The organism is Aureispira sp. CCB-QB1 (assembly GCF_000724545.1).
GTDB lineage: Bacteria > Bacteroidota > Bacteroidia > Chitinophagales > Saprospiraceae > Aureispira.
In genome coordinates this window covers 1-20,572 of sequence record NZ_JHBV01000006.1, presented here as the reverse complement: position 1 = coordinate 20,572, position 20,572 = coordinate 1, and the positions used below count along the sequence as shown (strand labels likewise).

Annotated in this window: 14 protein-coding genes, 3 tRNA genes and 3 pseudogenes; 9 read left to right on the top strand and 11 right to left on the bottom strand. The window is 33.9% G+C overall.

Annotation, left to right across the window (positions count from 1 at the left end):
• Positions 1-147: 147 nt before the first annotated feature.
• Positions 148-930, top strand: a complete 783-nt coding sequence (locus CG11_RS02090; RefSeq protein WP_052592629.1) for a hypothetical protein — start codon at positions 148-150, stop codon at positions 928-930.
• A gap of 100 nt (positions 931-1,030) precedes the next feature.
• Positions 1,031-1,201: a hypothetical protein gene (locus tag CG11_RS30035; protein ID WP_156039623.1), complete on the top strand. Its 171-nt coding sequence runs from the start codon at positions 1,031-1,033 to the stop codon at positions 1,199-1,201.
• Between the two features lie 132 nt (positions 1,202-1,333).
• On the opposite strand, the gene CG11_RS02085 is transcribed toward CG11_RS30035, so the two are convergent.
• The gene (locus CG11_RS02085) at positions 1,334-1,780 is read right to left on the bottom strand and encodes a hypothetical protein (RefSeq protein WP_052592627.1); all 447 of its coding nucleotides are present in this window, start codon (positions 1,778-1,780) and stop codon (positions 1,334-1,336) included.
• 148 nt (positions 1,781-1,928) lie between these two features.
• A pseudogene (locus CG11_RS02080) lies at positions 1,929-2,213 on the bottom strand (integrase core domain-containing protein); the annotation flags it as partial.
• Here CG11_RS02080 and CG11_RS30795 point away from each other — a divergent pair.
• Positions 2,213-3,265, top strand: a pseudogene (locus CG11_RS30795) (IS256 family transposase); the annotation flags it as partial. The pseudogenes CG11_RS02080 and CG11_RS30795 overlap by 1 nt on opposite strands.
• Positions 3,266-3,317: 52 nt before the next feature.
• On the opposite strand, the pseudogene CG11_RS02065 reads toward CG11_RS30795, so the two are convergent.
• Positions 3,318-3,536: pseudogene (locus CG11_RS02065) on the bottom strand (type I restriction-modification system subunit M N-terminal domain-containing protein); the annotation flags it as partial.
• Between the two features lie 106 nt (positions 3,537-3,642).
• On the bottom strand, positions 3,643-4,710 hold the full coding sequence (locus tag CG11_RS02060) for a leucine-rich repeat domain-containing protein (protein ID WP_052592618.1): 1,068 nt from the start codon (positions 4,708-4,710) through the stop codon (positions 3,643-3,645).
• Positions 4,711-5,009: 299 nt separating this feature from the next.
• On the opposite strand from CG11_RS02060, the gene CG11_RS02055 reads away from it, so the two are divergent.
• Positions 5,010-5,243, top strand: a complete 234-nt coding sequence (locus CG11_RS02055; protein ID WP_052592616.1) for a hypothetical protein — start codon at positions 5,010-5,012, stop codon at positions 5,241-5,243.
• A 73-nt stretch (positions 5,244-5,316) separates the two neighbouring features.
• Here the strand turns inward: CG11_RS02055 and CG11_RS02050 are convergent, their stop codons facing one another.
• The 5 genes from CG11_RS02050 to CG11_RS02030 all read right to left on the bottom strand — a co-directional run bounded on the left by CG11_RS02050 (position 5,317) and on the right by CG11_RS02030 (position 9,334).
• Positions 5,317-7,050 carry an SWIM zinc finger domain-containing protein gene (locus CG11_RS02050; protein ID WP_197043763.1) on the bottom strand — a complete coding sequence of 578 codons (1,734 nt, stop codon included), beginning with the start codon at positions 7,048-7,050 and terminating at the stop codon, positions 5,317-5,319.
• Between the two features lie 156 nt (positions 7,051-7,206).
• On the bottom strand, positions 7,207-8,574 hold the full coding sequence (locus CG11_RS02045; protein ID WP_052592612.1) for a lysophospholipid acyltransferase family protein: 1,368 nt from the start codon (positions 8,572-8,574) through the stop codon (positions 7,207-7,209).
• A 371-nt stretch (positions 8,575-8,945) separates the two neighbouring features.
• Positions 8,946-9,020: transfer RNA gene (locus CG11_RS02040), tRNA-Pro, on the bottom strand.
• A gap of 106 nt (positions 9,021-9,126) precedes the next feature.
• A tRNA-Pro gene (locus tag CG11_RS02035) sits at positions 9,127-9,201 on the bottom strand.
• A 41-nt stretch (positions 9,202-9,242) separates the two neighbouring features.
• A tRNA-Ser gene (locus CG11_RS02030) sits at positions 9,243-9,334 on the bottom strand.
• Positions 9,335-9,474: 140 nt separating this feature from the next.
• Here CG11_RS02030 and CG11_RS02025 point away from each other — a divergent pair.
• Positions 9,475-10,650, top strand: coding sequence for a M20 family metallopeptidase (locus CG11_RS02025; protein WP_052592609.1), 1,176 nt, complete (start codon positions 9,475-9,477; stop codon positions 10,648-10,650).
• Positions 10,651-10,770: 120 nt separating this feature from the next.
• Here CG11_RS02025 and CG11_RS02020 read toward each other — a convergent pair whose 3' ends face one another.
• Both CG11_RS02020 and CG11_RS02015 read right to left on the bottom strand, forming a co-directional pair.
• Positions 10,771-12,051: a cellulase family glycosylhydrolase gene (locus tag CG11_RS02020; protein ID WP_063832994.1), complete on the bottom strand. Its 1,281-nt coding sequence runs from the start codon at positions 12,049-12,051 to the stop codon at positions 10,771-10,773.
• A gap of 279 nt (positions 12,052-12,330) precedes the next feature.
• Positions 12,331-13,998 (bottom strand): DUF6029 family protein, encoded by a 1,668-nt coding sequence (locus tag CG11_RS02015; protein WP_063832995.1) that lies wholly within the window; start codon positions 13,996-13,998, stop codon positions 12,331-12,333.
• A gap of 594 nt (positions 13,999-14,592) precedes the next feature.
• On the opposite strand from CG11_RS02015, the gene CG11_RS02005 reads away from it, so the two are divergent.
• From CG11_RS02005 to CG11_RS01985, 4 genes are all read left to right on the top strand, one after another.
• Positions 14,593-15,102, top strand: coding sequence for a TlpA disulfide reductase family protein (locus CG11_RS02005; RefSeq protein WP_052592601.1), 510 nt, complete (start codon positions 14,593-14,595; stop codon positions 15,100-15,102).
• Between the two features lie 970 nt (positions 15,103-16,072).
• On the top strand, positions 16,073-17,008 hold the full coding sequence (locus CG11_RS02000) for a hydrogen peroxide-inducible genes activator (RefSeq protein WP_052592598.1): 936 nt from the start codon (positions 16,073-16,075) through the stop codon (positions 17,006-17,008).
• Between the two features lie 363 nt (positions 17,009-17,371).
• Complete coding sequence (locus CG11_RS01995; protein ID WP_052592596.1) at positions 17,372-18,037, top strand: ABC transporter ATP-binding protein; 666 nt, start codon at positions 17,372-17,374, stop codon at positions 18,035-18,037.
• Between the two features lie 1,613 nt (positions 18,038-19,650).
• A complete protein-coding gene (locus tag CG11_RS01985) occupies positions 19,651-20,367 on the top strand; it encodes a head GIN domain-containing protein (RefSeq protein WP_052592593.1) in 717 nt (238 codons plus the stop codon).
• Positions 20,368-20,572 lie beyond the last annotated feature (205 nt).

Sequence of the window (20,572 nt, the reverse complement as noted above, 5' to 3'; positions counted from 1 at the left end):
CTTTGATTGAATTCGTAACAAAACTGTATGAAACTTTTTTTGATAAATCAAGAACATGGAATAGTAGGTTATCTTCATTCATTTTTATTGTTAGCACTTTAATTTTTATAGATGTTGCATTAAAAGTCACTAATTAAACTCAAAAAAATGAAACATATAAAGAAAAGATTCTTATTACAAATGGATTCTAAGGCTTTCTTCAAAGAAAATGAAGCTAACACTAAAGTATTGAATTTAGGAGAAAATCTCCCAAAGGAGATAAGTAGAAAAAGAGATGAGATTATTACTTTTTTAAAAACAACTGAAGACATTGTAATTGCAGGTTGTTTACATAGGTTTCAAGGAAAAAATTTAATACTTCCAATACCTGATCCTACACTTATTTATTTTCATAGTGCTCAATCATATATTAAGGGAATCAAAGAAGCAAGGAAAAAACTTATTGAAAAAATCAATTTTAGCACATTTTTAAATGAAACTGCCATTAATGAAATTTATGACTATTATGGCAAAACAAGTGGATTTACAATATTTCTTTTTACTTCAATAGAGTCATTTATAAATCAGATGCTACCTGATAATTATATTTATAAAGTTTCATCGAAAAAAAGAACAGAACTTTATAACAAACAACAAATTCAGGTCTCATTAGACTTTAAAACAAAGATTTCAAAAGTACTCGAAGATATTACAGGAAAAAATTTCTTTAAGAACTCTACATCAGCTAATAGTATGATTTGGAATTTAAAAGAGTTTAGAGATGATATAATTCATACAAAACAGGAGGATAATAATATGCTAAGGTATGAGGGGCTAATAAAAAAGTCATTAAATTTCAAATATGACAAAGCATTAATATCTGTTGCTTCCTTTATGAATTTTTACAAAAAAGACTACATTGTAGAATGTAACTGTGGTGGAGATTTTTAGATTATAGTATAACTTAATAGAAATAATTGTTATGAAAGTATGATTAATGGAGTTTGATTTAGAAAAAAGACATTTTCGATTTTAAAAAGAAATCGAACTCATGTCAATACCAACTCAAAATGATAAAATCATTTTAAATATAGATGGTATTGGGTATATTTTTAAAGTATATGATGTCCATTATATGGCAAACGGAGGTATCGATATTAATTTAATTAAATTGTCAACTACAACAGAATTTAAATCTTCTAAATTCCCTGATATAAAATAGTATAAACACCTAACATTCCAAACCTAGAACCATGACAGAACATAGCGACTAGCGCAGTGGTAGTTTTTTATAACTACTGGCGTGGTTCTAGTCTGTTGGCTTCTGCGGAGGAACACCTTACCTCTTTATGCTTCATTCATAACTTTGAACAAAGGGTGCTCCTTCTAAATAAGGTTTCTTTTCGTCATCTAAACCAATTCCAAAAAAGACATTTGCTCTTGTGTTTAATGAAAAACAAGTATCGTATTGGTTAACTTTTACACAAATGTCAAAAGTTTCATTTAAAACAAGATTAGAATTTACATAAGAATGATATGAATTTGAAATTTCTATATTCTTATCTGATTTAAAAAATTTTATATAAGCAAATGTATCCTCACCACCTTCCGTTTTTAATTTCACTTTATCAAAAATCTTTTTTCCATTAACTTCACAGGTTATTTCATCATTACTAAACCCTTGCAAAAAACGTATTTGCCATTTTGGAGGTTCATTCCTTTTTGTCTTTACTGGATTATTAATAGTTCTCATACAAGAAAAAAAACAAAAAGTGACAACAATTAGGACTGTATATTTCATATCGTTTAGTTTTATAATGGTCCTCTAATTTGTATTACACTCATGATATTTTTAGTTTGACCTCCAAAAATAAACGAGCTTGTATTAATCCTAAATAAAGGTCTATCAGTTAAGTATGTTTGCGGTGCACCCTATCCTTAGGACCAGTTTAAGCTGATTTGTAATGAATATTCTGTAGATATTTTTCTTGCAAATCGCCCTCATAAAAAAGAGGGGTGTTTTTGGAAGAAAAATATCGGTTGCTTGGCAAATGATGGTCTATGCCAGCATGTCTACGTTCAAAATTATAGTATTGGAAGTACTTCTCCAAACCTAGATAAAGTGCTTTTCCATCTTTGTACTCATAAATATAAGCATTTTCATATTTAACCGACCACCAGAACCGCTCAATAAATACATTATCTATACAACGACCTTTCCCATCCATGCTCAAAACACGAGAAAAGCGATAATCCTAATGCTCGAAATGGCAAGACAAAAAAGACAATAAAAACCAGCTATGGGGCACAAGAAATAGAAGTTCCTAGAGATAGAGCAGGGAGTTTTGAGCCTATTATAGTGCCTAAACGCTCACAGTATAGCAAAGGAATAGAAGAACTCGTGATTTCTTTATATGCGAAAGGAATGAGTAATACAGACATTGCTAGCCTGCTCTAAGAACTATATGATTTCAGCATATAGAGTACGACTATATCTAAAATAACAGACAAAGTAACGAAGGATCGAGTTAGCTGGCAAAATCGCCCCTTGAAATCTACTTATTTAATTGTGTGGATGGATGGAATCGTCTTCAAGGTTAGAGAGAGTTCTAAGGTGGTTAAGAAAACGATGTATATAGCCTTGGGGCTTCGCTTAGATGGTCATAAAGAGGTTTTAGGTCTATGGTTAGGAGAAAATGAAAGTGCTGCCTATTGGTTAAATATATTAACAGATATGAAGACTAGAGGTTTAGAAGATATTTTAATTACCTCTACAGATAACTTAAAAGGCTTTACTCAAGCAATTGCAGAAGTTTTTCCTCAAGCGAATAAGCAAATATGTGTGGTGCACCAAATCCGAAATTGTGCAAAGTTTGTAGTTTGAAAGGAACGTAAAGCCTTTTGTAAGGATATGAAATTCATCTATACGGCTCCAAATATTGAAGCAGCTGCTTTGGCATTAGAGGATTTGGACAAAAATTGGGGCAATAAATATCCTTATGCCGTTCAATCCTGGCGGTCAAACTGGGAGAATTTGACAACATTTTTTGAGTTTCCTGCCGAAATTAGAAGAATTATCTATACGACAAATATTGTGGAGAATTTGAATGGAAAAATCAGAAAATACACCAAGAATAAAATGTCATTTCCTACAGAAGATGCCTTAAAAAAATCCATCTATTTATCTATTAGGGAAATTACAAAAAAATGGACAATACCCATCAGAGATTGGGGCATTATCCTTAATCAGTTCTTTATTCTCTTTGAAGATAGAATTAAATTGTAACTTTATTCAAAGCGTTAAGCCTCCTGTTTGGACTTACACACTTAAAGGGGCACTGTCCTTCTGCGGAAGCTTCGTCTATCTGTGTATATTCTTCGATGTCCTCCCCTGCCAACAAACGATTGGCGTACAAGTGCATTTTTTCAGATAGGTATTTGTAAAAAATAAAGCCTAAGATATAGTCTCTAAATTCATCCGCATTCATTTTCCCTCTTAGGGTATTGGCAATATTCCAAAGCTGTTGCTCCAGCTGTTTTTTGTGTTCTTCTGACATTATTTGTGTTTAATCCTTACAATCTTCAATTCAATGCTATCTTGAGAAAACTACTAAATAAAGTCATATTACACGAAACTTTATACAAAAAAGTTTCAAACTTCCTTTAAAAATAAATCGTAGTATTTGGCAACAAGCTCTTTATTCGTTCCTGTTCTGCTTTAGAGATGGGGTTGTCCGACAAGTGTAATTCAATCAAGTTTTTCAAATTTTTAATTTCTTCTGGTAGTGTTTTCAATTGGTTATGACTTAGCCTCAAATCTTCTAATTTTGTTAGCTCACCAATAAAAGCTCCAATTTCTTCTAATTGATTGTTATATAAATACAATGTGTGCAACTTTTTTAGTTTCCCTATACTCGATGGTAGGTTTTTTAATTGATTTTCACTAAGGTATAATTGATCTAGTTTTCTTAGGTTTCCAATGCTTTCAGGTAGTTGTGTTAAATTGCTGTTTCTCTGAATAATCAAACTTGTCAATTTTGTCAATTGTCCCAAACTACTGGGTAAGCTTTCAAAAGCACCATGAGAAAGATCCAACAATTCTAATTGCTTCAGTGCTCCGATTCTATATGGAATCGAATCCAGCCCTTCTATTCCCAAGCGCCAGCTTTTTAGCTTTTTCTCCACCAACAAAGCATCTAGTACCGTCTCCAATACTCCTTGCTGAGGATGTGTCTCAGGAAAGGCGAAGGAGTTAAAATTACTCAACCACAAAGCCGTCAATTTTTTATACGAAGGCAACATTTGAATCAGTAAATCTGTTAAATGCCTGCTTTCAAAATTATAATGCACCGATAAATCATGGGGACTAATGCGTTTCATCAAAGCCTTATCAAATATGGAATCTGTTTTTCCATATACCCCAGTTCCCCAATAAACAGCTACTGGTGTTGTAAAATTAAGGTATTCTAAGGCAGATGTATCCAAGCTAAACGACTCCGAATAACTTAAGGACAAACTGCTAATTTTTTTAGAGGACAACTGTTTTAATAATTCCAATTCTTCTGCTTGCCCTTTAATTCTTAAACTTATTGTCCGATGATGCTTCAAATCCTCTTTGTCTTTTTCTGATAATTTGAATTCGCCTACCGCTCCGCCTTCGTAAGTAGAAATCATAGGAATATTACAAGCGACCAAACTTATCAATAAACAAAAAACGAATGTATATTTCATGATGCTCTATTTGAGAAATAGTCTTGAGAATATCTCAAGACTATTTCTGAATTTAGTTATTAAAATAGTAGTTAGCCATGATGCTGCTACGATGTGGTACTCTCGAAGTAATGTAAAAATAAGCCTTAATTATTTTTAATCATTTATTAATTACTTAACATTAAATTTACATTGAATTTACAATAAAACAATATATTCGCATCTAACATTAACCAATTGTAAATTTTTTACTATCTTAATTGATATTCTCAATGGTTATTTAATAATCTCTTATTTACTCAAAAATTTAAGCTTATATTATGGCAAAAACAGATAAAAAAGGCACTGCAAAAAGCGATGCTAAAAAGAAAGAAAAGAAGAAAGAGTTAAAAAAAGGAAGCAAGAAAATTAGCAAAAAGCAAGCCGCTAAAAAGAAGGACAAAAAGAAAAAAGCTAAGAAAAAATTAGCTCAAAAATCGGCTAAAGTGAACGCTAAAAAGAAAAGCACTAAAAAAGGAAAAAATAAGAAGAAAAAGAAAGCTAAGAAAAAGTAATCTTTTTTTTTTAAAAATAGAAACTCGCCTCAATTTGAGAGCGAGTTTTTTCGTTGTTACAAATCTTTTCGACTTAATTTGGTAGCTTATTCAGTTCATCCAACAAAGCAGGGCGTTGGGGATAAGTCATGCGCAAATAACCAATCAGTTCCGCCGCCTTAGCTGCCGCTCCTAATTTTTGAATTCTACGAATATTTTGACAGAGAACTTGATAGCTTCCTCTCCCTACATTATATTGGGAATAATCCACAATTTCTTGTTCATACAAAGCTACTAGGTCCTTGGGATATACCTTTTTCAAGTAAGGCTCATACCGCTTTAATAAATCAAAGCTACGCTCCGTTTTTAATAGTTCTAACAAACTTGCCCAGCGTTTTTCTTCTATATAGATATATTCCAAGCATTCTCTTTTATACCAACTACGCAAAGACATTACGTCAGTAATTAAGTTTTCTACAAAAACCGACCAATCATCCACAGAAATGTTTTGTTTTAATAATTGATAAGATTCCTCTTGAGAGCTAGCACGATCTAAGAAGAAATATCGAGCATAGGTTATGATTGCCTCCCTATCCTCTTGAGCTTGCGCTGTCTTCAAAAGCCATTTCCTCCATCCGTTTGCTAAGCCTGGTTTACTACGTTCGTCTTGCTCAATGCCATTTTTTGCCAACTCAATCACCCGTTGATAATCTTCTTGCCCAAAAGCCTTTTCCAAAGCTATTGTTCTTAATCTAGAATTTTGTATATGTTGTTCCAAGTAAGCATTGGCTTGTTCAACGCCCTCTATTTTTTCAATTAACTCATATTTGATTTTTTGAATCATCTCCAAATGATAATCTTTATAATTCTTTTTATCAATGACCAACATCAATTGCTCTGCCTCTTTTGCACTTTCAAATAATTCAGCAGCAAACTCTAACACATCCCAATGCCAGTCCCATCCCCAGAATTTTTCCTTATCAAACGCTTTCAAGCTATAATCAAAAAATGCCTTCCGTGTTTTTTGGGGCAATCTTACTTTGCTAAGCTCCCTCAAAAGATCGGATGCCATATAAACAAGATTTCCAATACCTCCATCGCTATCATCCGCAAAATTCAATGCCGCTATCATCTCTTCCAAAACAGCTTTTCCTATCAAAAAAGCATTGTAAAAATGCTGTTGTTCCAGTTGCTCATGTCCTTTGTTCAAAATTTGCACAATTGGCTTATGAACACTTCTAACCGCTCTCCAATCAATAAAGCCTGCTCTATCTTTGGCGGCGGTTAAAATTACCTTGATTTGCTTTTTATAAAAAGACGCAGACAATTGATCCTTTTGGAGAACAAAAGACAGCTCTAACAAACGCCTAAAATGGCTGTCCTCCAGTGCTCGTTTTAAGACAAATGCCTTTAAATCATCCTCAGACACTTCTTTCAATAAATGCTCTATTTTTTCTTGGGCGGTCTTTCTCTTTTTTTTGGGCTTTTTGGGTTTCTCTTTTGAAATTTCGGGGCTTGGCTTCTCTATCTCCTCCTCGATTACCTCCAGTCCTTTCATTTCCTTCAGATAAGACAACGTCGCTACAATATGCTTGCAAATTGGTCCCATATCATAAGGACAATCACAAGTATAATCTATAATTTCGTCTCCAACCAATTCAACGGTTACTTTATAATTATAAGAACCTGCAACAACGGCCTCAAAGGTGTCTGTCGTTAATTCTGTTACTTCTATTATATTTCCATTCTCATAATAATTCCTTCCTCTCTGCAAAATAACAGCATCAATTTGAGATTCAAATCCTTGTATTTCTTGTGGTGTTTTCATTTTTTCATAATAAGAAATAAACAAAATTTCACACTCGTACAACATCTCTGCAACAAGCGTTCTAATTATTTTTTAAATTATGCAAGAAGCTATTCTGTACTATTTATTTCATGAACTTCGTTTGTTTCACTGCTAAAGCCATTGAAGAACCCTATCTCACGCATCCTCCTCCATTTCCAAAATCAACAAATATTCCTGCTTTGCTTGATCCAAGACTTGTACAATATCACTACGTTGCTGGATGATCCCTGCGACCAAATCACTTTTGTTGTAGAACTTTGAAAATAACGTCCATTGATCGTTAGTATTTTGTACATCTTGCCAATATGCCAAGGTAAAAAAGCCCGTCAAAGGCAACGACAAAGCGTATACAAAAGTAAGCCATTCTATGCCCATATATTTTTGTATCCCCCAAACTTGTAGGGTATAAAAAAGAGGAAATGTAAGAATCCCTATAAACATCATAATGGGCGCAATGTATTCTTCATCTTTGGTTATTAGATAAGCACACCTAGAGGGCAAGGTATAGGGTAAATAGTTGTTGATGAGTCCATATAACCAAACTGGAAATCCCAATATTAGATACATACTATGCTTTAAACCTGCAACTAAAAAAGATCGCCGCTCATGACTATGCTCAAATAAATCATCATTTAAACACAACTGATTTAGATTGTGAAAATAGCTTTCTAGTTTATTTTTTAATTGGGCAACACGATTGGCATCTGTTTCTTTGAAATAACGCAGTGCTTCCTCCATTCCTTTGGTTGCTTGAAAATTAGCTTCAGCATTTTTCTTATCCCAACCAAACTTTTCTAACAATCGCCCTTTGTAGACATCTTCAATCTGTTCTAGCAAATTATCTTCCTCTGCATCTTGCGTTGTAATAATCTGTTCGTGCAATTGATTTTTAATTTTTTGAGTTAAAGCAGCAGCAGCAGCTCGTTCGTCTTTGTTATAAAGTTCTTTCCAAGCACGCACATCAATAGGCTCCTTGATGGTCAAATACAAATCGCTTCGAAAAAGCCGTGGATTAGAATAGTTGAGTCCAATGGTTACTATTTTTACCCCTAAATTAAACTCCTTTGCAGCTTCGGCCCCCAATGCAATTCTTGCTGCACCTGTTTTTATTTTGTGCAATTGCCGCCCATGTTTACTTACTCCTTCTGGAAAAATCAAAATGGTATCGCCCGCTGCCAACCGTTCAAAACATTTAGAAAATAAAAAACTGGTATCTACTTGACCATCTGGGCTATCTTGTGCCCGCTGTACAGGTATTGCCCGCATGTTCGTCAATAGCCATTTATTAAAAGCAGTGTTAAACAAAGAAGCTTTGACCAAAAAACGAGGTTTTTGATGCAAAAAGCTGCCAATAACAGAAGCATCCATAAAAGTACTGGGGTGATTGGCTGCAACAATCATGGGTCCCTCTTTAGGTAGAACGTCTAAATTGGTAACCGTTATCTTTCGAAAAAAAATGCGAATGGCGATTCGAACAATAAAGCGAAACAGAGAGGTTATCATTGGAGTAATTTGGAGGTTAAAAATAACAATAGTTAGAGGTGTGCTAGCGGTTCCACGAAGTACTACTCAGTAATGAATTTATAGAAAAAATTACTTTATATGAAAATTTGTCTTAATCTTTTCTAAAGAAGTTCTAGTTATCCAAATAATCCAGCAAGGTTGCAGATAAAAAAGTATAATTTAGGGTTATGGGAAGAGCAAAAACCGCCATAAATAAAACAAAACTCCTCTCAGTAATTTTTGCGATAAAAAAATATTACTTAATCGTTTTTTATAGTTGCAGCTTGACTACAAAACATCTAAAAACAAAAAATGCAATTTACTGATAAACAGTAAATTGCATTTTAATATTTTTTTTTACAAATTAAGTGTCGGGGTTGCAGGATTCGAACCTGCGGCCCCCTGCTCCCAAAGCAGGTGCGCTAACCGGACTGCGCCAAACCCCGATATTATTATGTTTCATCTTTATTAATAAAAAAGACAAACAGTATATAAAACTAAATTGTTGAAAAAAAATGCGTAAATTCTTGACCTAAGAATCTACGCATAAAGTCGGGGTTGCAGGATTCGAACCTGCGGCCCCCTGCTCCCAAAGCAGGTGCGCTAACCGGACTGCGCCAAACCCCGATAATCAATTTAGTTTTTTGAACTAAAAAGCAGTTCAAAAGTGGCGGAGAGAGCGGGATTCGAACCCGCGGTACCCCGTTAAGAGTACGTCAGTTTAGCAAACTGGTGGTTTCAGCCACTCACCCATCCCTCCAAGTGCGATGCAAATATAGTTCGAATATTTAGAATTCAAAAATTTTCAAGAAAAAAAAATCACTTTTTCTTCAAAAAGATTTATCCTTGTAATTCTATTTTTTCATAGTCCTTTAATTAGCAAGCAATAGTAATAACCAGATGCTCAAAAAAAAAGTTCAACAACTCGCAAAAAAATATTTAAACCAACACATTTCTATCCGTAGACACCTACACCAATATCCAGAATTGTCGTTCAAAGAACACCAAACTTGTCAATTTGTAAAAGAAAAATTAGAAGCTTGGGGAATTGAAACTCAAATTATGGCAACAACAGGGGTCATTGGTATCATCAAAGGCAAAAACCCAAGTTCCAAAACACTTGCGTTAAGAGCCGACATGGATGCCCTTCCGATTCAAGAAATAAATGCTGTTAATTACAAATCTCAGCACGATGGCATCATGCATGCCTGTGGGCATGATGTTCATACAACCTGTTTGTTGGGAGCTGCTCAGATTTTGCAAGAACTAAAAGAAGAATGGGAAGGCACCATTAAGCTAATTTTTCAACCTGGCGAGGAACAATTACCTGGAGGAGCTTCTGTTTTGATTAAAGAAGGAGTCCTGCACAATCCTTCTCCTACTGCTATCTTAGGACAACACGTAGAACCACTTTTAGAGGTTGGAAAGATTGGGGTCAAAGCAGGTTTGTTTATGGCTTCTGCCGACGAAATCCACGTTACTATCAGAGGCAAAGGCGGGCATGGAGCTCGACCGCATCAATGTGTGGATACCATTCTAATGGCAGCTCAATTAATTGTCCAACTACAACAACTCGTCAGTCGAAATGCAGACCCATTAATGCCTACGGTATTGACTTTTGGCAAAATTTTCTCTGAAGGTGGTGCTACCAACATTATTCCTGACGAAGTAAAGATTTTAGGCACCTTACGAACGTTTGATGAAACTTGGAGAGCAGCAGCTCACGAGCGATTGAGAAAGTCTGCTCAATTGATTTGTGAAAGTATGGGGGGAACTTGTAATTTTGAAATCTTAAAAGGTTACCCTTTCCTAAAAAACAATGAACACTTAACGCAGCTTACTCGTCAGCAAATGGAGGCTTATTTAGGTGCTGAGAATGTCATTGACTTGCCCGCAAGAATGGGAGGTGAAGACTTTGCGTTTTACTCGCAGCAAATTCCAGCCTGTTTTTATCGCTTAGGTGTTCAGAATCCTAATGGCACAGGCTTGCACACACCCAATTTTGATATTGATGAACGTTCTTTGGAAGTTGGTGTTGGGCTTATGGCTTGGTTAGCGACACAACATAAAACCTAAGTTATAACAAATAGAACTATCTACCCAAAAAGAAAAGCTCTTTTAGAATTGTAGCTAACGATACTACTATTCTAAAAAAGCTTTTTATATTTTTATAATCGAAGTATTAGCGATTATTCGTTATTGGACAGATATTTTTTGGACAGACCTCCCCTCTTTTGTTGCTATAATCAAAAAATAGATACCTGCAGCAACTGTTGGAGTATGTATTTTCAGATTAGAAATTCCTTCAGAAACCTGTCGTACTTCCTTGGAGAGAATTGCTCCCCAACTAGTGCACCATTGAACTTCTATACTTTGAGGCATTGAATTGTTTATTCGCAACTCCATCAAATTAGACGCCCGAACTGGATTAGGAAAAGGTTCTACCGATAGTACAGAAGCAGTTGATGGTATTGGAGAAGTTGAAAGCATGACTGTATCGTTGCAATTCAAATTCCAATCTTGAACAATTTTTCTGACCAAAGTTCCCGAAGGGGTTAAGTCATTTGATGACCAATTCCCTAATGTACTAGCTCCATTAACCAAAGCAGAAGCCCCCTCTACCTTGTCATTCACAGCCCAGTTACAATGACTCAAATGATTGTTACAAAGAAAATTCATCCAATCTGCAGTTGAGACCGAATCTACGGCTCCATTGCCATTGGCACTAACTGTCCCCCACTCTGTTACCATCAAAGCAATCCCATTATTCAATGCTGCTGTTGCCTTATTTCGAAGCCATTGTCCGTGTGTCGCAGCATAAAAGTGTAAGGTGTAAGCGATGTTTGTATAACCAGTTATGGGATTCATAGCCGCCACGTCTACATCTTGCGACCAAGTAGGTGTTCCTACAATAATTAAATTTGTACTATCAATTGCTCTTATTGCTGCAATGACTGCATTTGCGTAAGGTTTGATTACATTATCCCAAGATACTTGTAGTGGTTCGTTATAAATTTCATAAATAACGTTATCATATTGCCCATACAAAGTTGCCATTTCTTCAAAAAATTCAATTGCCTCTGTTTGATAATTTTCAGCATGATGTGAATGCCAATCAATGATTACATACACCCCTTCATTAATAGCTGCATTCACAACCGTTTTTACCTTTGCTTTGTTACTAGTAGAATCGCTAATATAACCTCCACTATCCTCTACTCCCATTGCCGCTCGGACAATTTCAATATTCCAATCATCCTTTAGCCAATTAACTGTTGAAGCATTATAAAATGCCTCTCCCCCCCAATTATTATTGCTCCAAAATAGACTTGCTCCTGCAAAGCTAACCGCTTGACCATGCTGATTGACAATTTGAGATCCAACAACAGACAATGCTCCATGATATTGCACGGCTGTTTGTGCCGAAGAGTGAAATGCAAAAAGTGATACGATAAGTAAAAGTAAAGCCGTTCTCATTTTAAAATAGTTTTAATGTGATTTCAATTAATAATACAACCTATGTAAAATAGAGGCTACTTAATATATTATTGAGTATTACTATACAATGAGGACTTTAAATATAATTAAAATTGACATAAAAGTACTGTTTGCTTTCTTTTATTCTTGTTGTCTTGGTCTAAATAAAAAGAGTGAATAGATTAAATTAACCTACTCACCCCTTCCATTACTATTCTTGAGTTTTAATGCGCTATAAATAAGCGTTTATAAATAAAAAGCATCAATGTTGAACTACTTTTAGAAAGAAGATACTACATTAAGTTGAACACCATTAAATGCAGGTTGATAACGGCAAACACCTCCTGTACAAACAATCCCTTCTACTTGACGCTTGTAGCCTAACTCAAATTTGTTGCTCTTGTGTGTATAGTTAGCTCCAAATTCATAAAACACTTCTATATTATCATATTTCTTCGGTACCGTGTTAATCATAGCAGATGCCCAAAATGAGAAATCTTTTACATTAAATTCAAACAAAGCGAACGCCCAAGAACCATAATCTTCTTCTGTATGCATATAAGACAATTCCACACGCAAAGATTTACGTTTTTTCATGCGCATTCTAAATTCTGCATAAGGTACATAAGTAGTAACAATTGGGACACCTGGCTTTTGTTCGTAACGCTCTTGGTTATACTGTTGAAACTGGAAGCCAGTAATTAGTTTCATTTTCTTATTTAGCTTAATCAAACCATTTAAGTTCACCTCACGATACAACAAGTAAGCTTCATCTCCCGTTTTGCCCTCAATCGGTTCCAAAGTATATATGTTGGATAAATTTAGATTCAAGGTCAATTTCTTAGGAATTGGAACAACAGTAACATCCAATTGCCCTGCTTGTTCTCCCACATCTTGTGTCGCAGCATTGTAACGAGAAGAAAGGCGGTAAGTATTTTGGCGAGCCATTGGAGGCAAGAAAGCAATTAAACCACGGTTCAAAGTTTGTAGCGGCGAAGTACGGAAAATAAAATGATCCGTACGTTTGTATTGCCCTAAAATAGAGAATCCTTTCATGGAGTAAGATAAGGTAGTAAAAATATTAGTACCGTCCTTATTTTCTAAAATCCCCTTGGGGTTCAATGCATTTACGGCCTCTGCTGTTTTGTAAGCTCCTTCTATGTACCAACTAAAACCTTTCCAAGTCAAATTATTGTACACTGAAAAAGCATATGTCGTATACTTAGGTACAAAAACATCCTCTGATGCATACGAGCTAATATCTGTTGCAATTTGATTCATGCTAGCATCGTCCAATGTACGACGAACTGCGCCTGCCCCAGGTGTTAAAATCACTTGGTTATCTTCTTTTCCGATTGGAATATAGCCATCTATAGCAGCTCCAGCTATAATAGGTTGATAATTCTCAAATAAGTTAAGTTGTTTTTCTACTTTCTTTTGCTGCCCAACAAATGCCTTGGCTTGCCAATTATCATTAATTTTATAGATCAAACGGGCACCTACCAAGGCGTTGTCAATCGGCAAATAACGCTCGTTGTAAGCTCTAAAGATGGTTCCATTACCAATTTGGTCATAAAAATACCCTGCTGTAATGTCCAAACCAAAGATTTCTTTTCGAATATGCCAACGCCCCAAACCCAACGCAGAATACGAATCCAGTGGATCGATTAGGTTAGAATTATAGTAAGCATCAAATCGAATTCCAATATCAAACCCCATAACATTATAATTTAATGTAAGCCAGTTATTGGTTCCGAATTTTTGTCGATCATATTGTGGTGTATTGGCTGCACCAATAATAGAATCTCTTATAAAAAAACTGTTCTGAGTTTCAAAATCACCTGTTAGTGTTCCAAATTTATTTTGATTACCATCATTTTGAGCATTAACCTTGTTTATAAAAAAACAAAGCATTAATAGCCCCATTTGAATCATTCTAAGCCTCATAATTTGAAATTTTTGCATTTTGGTACTATACCTCTTCAGATACCAGTGTTGGCACCAAGAGATTAGTTTGGTAAAGGATAATACGGTTAATATTGGTTGTTATTAGGTTATTTTTCATTTTACAAAATCCATTATTTCTTTGTCAATTGGATTTTAAAACTATTTCTCAAAACTTAGTAGTCCTTTAATTGTACTAATGACAATTTTGATAAACACAACGAAGCATCTGATATTTTTTTGATGGATTATTGTGGAGTGGTTCTTGGCTTCTCGATATGTTATGTAGACAACATGGTATTTTTTTTAGTCCAAAATTTAAAAAGATAATATGGATGATAGATTTCCATCTAGCGAGATACAAGGTAAGTGATTTTCTTATCTCTTTTGCAAAAATAGGCATAAGGAATCAAGCTTTTCTAAAAATTACATACTTAAAAATAAAACTTGTGCAATTCAAAATATGAAGATATTTTCATTCTTCAATAACTAAAGAACAAAGAATTTAATTTTATTTCTTAACTTGGCACAGCAATTGAATTAAGAGCTACTGTTATTAATTCATAAATACTCTTACTACAAACAATATCTTAAATTATGAAATTTTCAAAATTCTTACTAGCTAGCTTACTATTGTTATTAGTTGCTTCAACTTCTACCTTTGCTCAAAAAAGTTTGCCTGCATCTTTAACGATGGAAACTATGAGTGGTCAGAAAGTTAAATTAAAAGATTATGTTGCTAAAAAAGGAAAGATTACAGTCGTTAATTTCTGGGCTACATGGTGCAAGCCTTGTAAAGAAGAATTAGATAATATTAATAATGACTATTTGGAAGCTTGGAAAGATGATTATGATATTGAATTTATTGCTGTAAGTATGGACAACTCACGTACTAAGCCTAAAGTAAAAGGTGTTGTAGATACTAAAGGTTGGGAATATGATATTCTTTGTAATCCTGATAACAGCGCTTATCAAGCTCTAGGATTCAATTCTTGTCCTTATACGTTATTATTGGACGAAAATGGACATATTGTATACATGCACACAGGATACAAGCCTGGCGATGAAGAAGAGTTAGAAGAGCAAATTGCCAAAATAGCAGAATAACCCTTGCTTTTTTAAGCAGTTATTTTATAGTTTAATACTCCGTTGATTAGCTTCGCTGCTACTGCGTGGTACTTCGTGAGCGCTGTGCTTTTAGTTAGCTTTGTTACTCCCTACGGTCGTGAGCTCGCATAGCTCGGTTCACTGGTACTTCGTGATTTCAACGCAGTAATGATAGTTTAAACCATTAAGAAACAAATGATTTCTTAATGGTTTTTTGTTTTTTCCCTCTCAGCACTTACTATCCCTTCTTTACCATTTTGAAAAAATAAGATTATTTGAACCTAGTATAGGTCCTCATTCTCATCTTTTTGTACTTTTTTTCAATTTATTTCCATAATCATTGAACAGGAAATTAGATCTACGGTTAAAATAATATTAACAGTTGTTTAGAAAATTTGCCAAATTGTTTTTTCCTTGCTTAGCCTAGTTTTTGGGGAGGGGCGTCGCTATTGTTCGTTGATTAGCTTCATGACTTTAGTCCAAAAGGAATTCAAAAATTTTACTGCCATTTTCGATATCTTATTTGTTCTTCTTTACTTAAAATTTTTTGTTTAGAAACAGCGATTTTTGAAAATCTAAAGACTGTGAAACAATAATAGTTTGCTCACTATCCGTCGATGGCACTTATCATGCTTTAAAGATATTCTTTGGGCAATTTCATCTATTGCAAGTGTACTAAATCTGATTGATTGATAACTTTTTGGATTTCCAATACACCTTTAGAGCAATACAAAAAATAAGTGTTCATAAAATGACTAACAAACTATTGAAACTAAGTAATCGTTCATAAAAATTTATAGGCAAAATAGAATTCTTTTTGCACTGTTCTTCATCAAAAAATCTCGTTTTAGCCCGCTAAAACTTCAATTTTTTTCTTTGAACAGCACTAAAAACAATTACATTTTTAACTATACTTTTTTCTGTCCACTTACTTATATTAATTTAAACAAGTGCAAATAAGAACGATACAATGCCTACGATAACACAGCTAGAATATATTGTTGCGGTTGACCGAGAGCGCCACTTTGGGCTTGCTGCGAAAAAATGTTTCGTTACACAACCTACCTTAAGTGCCCAAATAAAAAAGGCTGAAGAATTATTGGGGGTTTTAATATTTGACCGTAGTAAACAACCCATCCTTCCTACCGATATTGGAGAAAAAATTATTCAACAAGCACGAGTTGTACTAAGAGAACATCAGCGACTAGAGCAAATTATTGCTGATTTTCAAAATGACATTTCGGGACAATTACGTATTGGTGTATTGCCTACGATTGCTCCTTATTTACTCCCCTTTTTTGTTGGAAATTTTACTAGAAAATATCCCAAGATCAACTTATTAATAAAAGAACGAACAAGTAAACAGATTATAGAAGACTTGCAAAATGATTTATTGGATGTTGGTCTAATGATTACGCCACTCAAAGAAGATGCGATCAAAGAACGACCACTATTTTATGAAGAAATTCAGTTGTATGTTCATCCAGAACATCATTTTTCTAAAAATGGACGCATCGCTCCTAGCCTATTAAACAAAGGAAATATGTGGATGCTCAGCCAAGGGCATTGTTTTAGGAATCAAGTTGTCAATTTGTGTGCGTTGCAACAACAAGGAGGTTTTAATAACAACTTACCTTTTCAGTACGAAGGTGGTTCTTTAGAAGCTCTGCAACGCTTGGTTGATAAAGAAGGCGGCTTTACACTTTTGCCTGAACTCGCCACTCTTAACAGTGGTCAAAATGTGCGATCGCTTCAAGCCCCTGTTCCTCTTAGAGAAGTTAGCTTGGTTTACATTCGTAATTATGCTAAGATAAAGCTCTTAGAACTTTTGGAACAACAAATTATTGCAACCATTCCAACCCATATGTTATCAAAAAACAGAGGTCAAATAATCGACTGGAAATAAAGCTAATACACAATCTATTCAGCACAAATTAAACAACGAAATAAAAACACTCCAAATATTTCTTAAAAGTCGAATCGTACGCTTAAGCATATTTTAAAATAAGTTTCACAATTTATTCTATTCTTTGAATTGCGAATTCTAAATTTCGTATAGTATATTTGTCCTTCAAATTGGTATTGAAATTGCTGCAACAAATTCAAACTATCTCATTTATTTCCATTACTTCGTTAAATAATTCTATTTGTTGGATTATCAATAGAGCGGCAAGCCTTATTTCACAATACACAAAACTCTAATAATCAAACCAAAAGATCTTTTTTATTATTAAAACAAACGAAGTAGTTTTATCTGTAATCTTATCGAATGCTTTCATTAAAAAATATCCGTAAATCGTATACCATTGGTCAAAACTCTATTGAGGTTCTCAAAGGAATTGATTTATTTATTGATCAAGGTGAATTTGTCTCTATCATGGGGTCTTCGGGTTCTGGCAAATCTACGTTGTTAAACATAATGGGTATTTTAGATGATTATACAATTGGAGAATACCATTTAGATGGTATTTTAATAAAAAATCTTTCTCAAAAACAGGCAGCTTTGTATAGAAACCAACTTATTGGTTTTGTCTTTCAATCATTTAATTTATTGCCGTTTAAGACAGCTGCCGAAAACGTTGCCTTGCCGCTTTACTATCAAAAAGTTCCTCGAAAAGAACGCCATAAAAAAGCTATTGAATTTTTAGATAAAGTTGGTTTAAAAGAATGGGCAGACCATCATCCTAATGAAATGTCTGGAGGACAAAAACAACGTGTTGCTATCGCGCGAGCTTTGATTTCTAAACCCAAAATTATTTTAGCCGATGAACCAACAGGAGCCTTAGATACAACAACCTCTTATGACGTCATGGATTTATTCAAAACCTTCAATGATGAAGGTAAAACTTTACTATTGGTTACCCATGAAGAAGATATTGCAGCAAAAACCAAACGCACCATTCGTCTCAAAGATGGTTTAATTATTAGCCAATAATTAATAGGTCTCTTTTTTTTGAGAAAAAAAATACTTAAAACCCTACAAAACAACACTTTAAAAACAACAAAACTATGCTTTTTATCTGATAAATGTATTTTTTTGTTGTTGTTCTATTCTAAAAGATCTTCTATATTTATTAGAAGAAAGGGTTACCTATCAAAAATTGCTCTCATCAATAGTGTAACCTTTTCTAAAAATTAACATTAAGTATAATAACATAATAACCTAACTTATTAGCTACAATCATACTTTGTGAATGTGATGCAGTCAATAAGTTGACGAATGATAAAAATAGTACAAAAATTATTTATTAGCTTTCTTGTTAATACACCACAAAACTCAAAAAATATAGAGATACCGATAATTCATCTCAGGGATGTTAGGTATCTTTTTTTATGCCTTATAACATCCTTCTCCTTCTATTAATTCTTGTTTAATTATAATTATTAAATTCCGTGACTAACTGTATCAATTGGAGCTTTAGGGCGCCAAAAACAACTCTTGGTTTTCAGAAAACAAATAAAAAAAGCAAGTAACAATACTTACTGCTATAAGTATTGCACTTGCTCTCAATTCGTTGGTAGTAAGAAAATAACCATTATATTGGCTCATGAAAAACTCTTTTATATAGGTTGATATACTTATCCAACTTGATATAATATACAATTTTCAGGGCTTTTATGTTGCACTTTTGCTTATTTTTTGAGAAAACCTGCAAAAGTACATTCACCAGTTAACTTATTCAATTAATTCTATATTCAAACATAATTGGACAAGGGGCAAACTAAAGGAAATTGCTTTAATTCTATATCCTAGAGATCGAAACAGTTGCTCATCGAACACCTAAGTAAAGGTTTATTAGAAAGTATTTCTCCAGATATATTACCTAAAGGAAAGATTGACTTTGTTAGTTATGCAACATCTGACGTTTCATTACGTTTATTGAGATTAGTAGTCCGTTGCTTTTTTACTTTTTTACCAAAAAGACAAAAAAGCAAATTTATATTAATTTGATAATCAAAATTTTAACACAAAACGCAACAAAGGCACAACTTGCTGATTATCAACTGCGCAGCACTCATGAAGTACCACGAAGTAGCAGCGCAGCTAAACTAATAAAGTTTTCCAACGACCACGTAGTAGCAGCGCAGCTAACTATTGTGAGATCTGAACAACTATATATAGAAAAAGTTATCACCTTAATGTTTTCTCCTCTTTGGCAACTAACTAGTCTACTTGTCCCCTATTAGGCTATCAACAAGCTATACAAGCTTTAAAATATTGGGTCGAAAAAGATACTACCTCCTTTTTTAAAGAAGTAAAAGCATTACTCCCCTACTTAGATCGTCAAAGTAATTTATTACAATTTTGTATATTAGAAATGTTTGTTCCTCACATTCGCCAACTTTCTAATATTGCAACTAAGCAAAAACTTTTAAATCATTTATCCAATTATTATATTAACCATTTAGAACTCGATTTTTCTACTTTAAATCATCATTCTCAACTAAAACTTGAAACTGTTTATAATAGTTAAGTAGCTGTCTAGCAACAATCAAGACAAAAAGACTGTTAGACTTTAAAATAGAGTTTTTAAATTTCCAATTATTATGAAAAAGGGATTCTTTATGTTTTCTATTTGTTTATTATCATTCTTTACGAGCAATGGCAATACTTCTAATGAAGAGTTGGGGCCTCAAATAAGTAAAGACTTCGATTTAGCCTCCTTCCATGGCATCTCTTTAAAAAGCTCTTTTGATGTTTCTGTTGAATATGGTCAACAACAAAAGGTGACCATAACTGGTTCTGAAGAGTTCTTTAAAAATCTAGAGGTTACCGTCAAAAAAGGAGTTCTATTTTTAGGAATGAAAAAAGGTAATTACCCTAAGTTAAACCTTAAAGCAAAAATTATCATTCCGCAACTAAAGTTTGGAGAAGTAGTTGGCTCTGGAGATTTAACCATTTCTAGCTTTTCGAACCTTGAGAACTTAAAATTACAAATCAGTGGCTCAGGAGATATTAAAACGTCTCAAGAAGTCTATATCAAAAATGATTTGGAAGCAAGAATTGTAGGTAGTGGAGACATCAAAGTCATCGGTAGTGCTGCACATTCTAATATTTATCTAACAGGATCTGGCAAATGCCAACTCTCTCAATTAAAAACAAACACGAACAGCACACAAATTACGGGTTCTGGAAGTGCTAAAGTTAATGCCACAAAAAAAATCGAAGTACATTTATCTGGAAGTGGTAGTTTGTACTATAAAGGTGCCCCCTCTATTCAACAAAGTATTACAGGATCTGGCAAACTTAAGTCTTATTCTTAGACAAACAGCCTATTTTTTGCTGTTAGATAAGTTCTAACAGCAAAAATAGCTTTTACAATAGACATTATCACGAATTGGTTTTATGAGAAATTGGAAAATGCTATTTTTTAGCCGTACAAATTAATTCGTGATGAACTGTGTATATATGCAAACAAAAAAGTGATTAATTTACATTAAATTTTAAATAATACTGGTTATCAAAAGG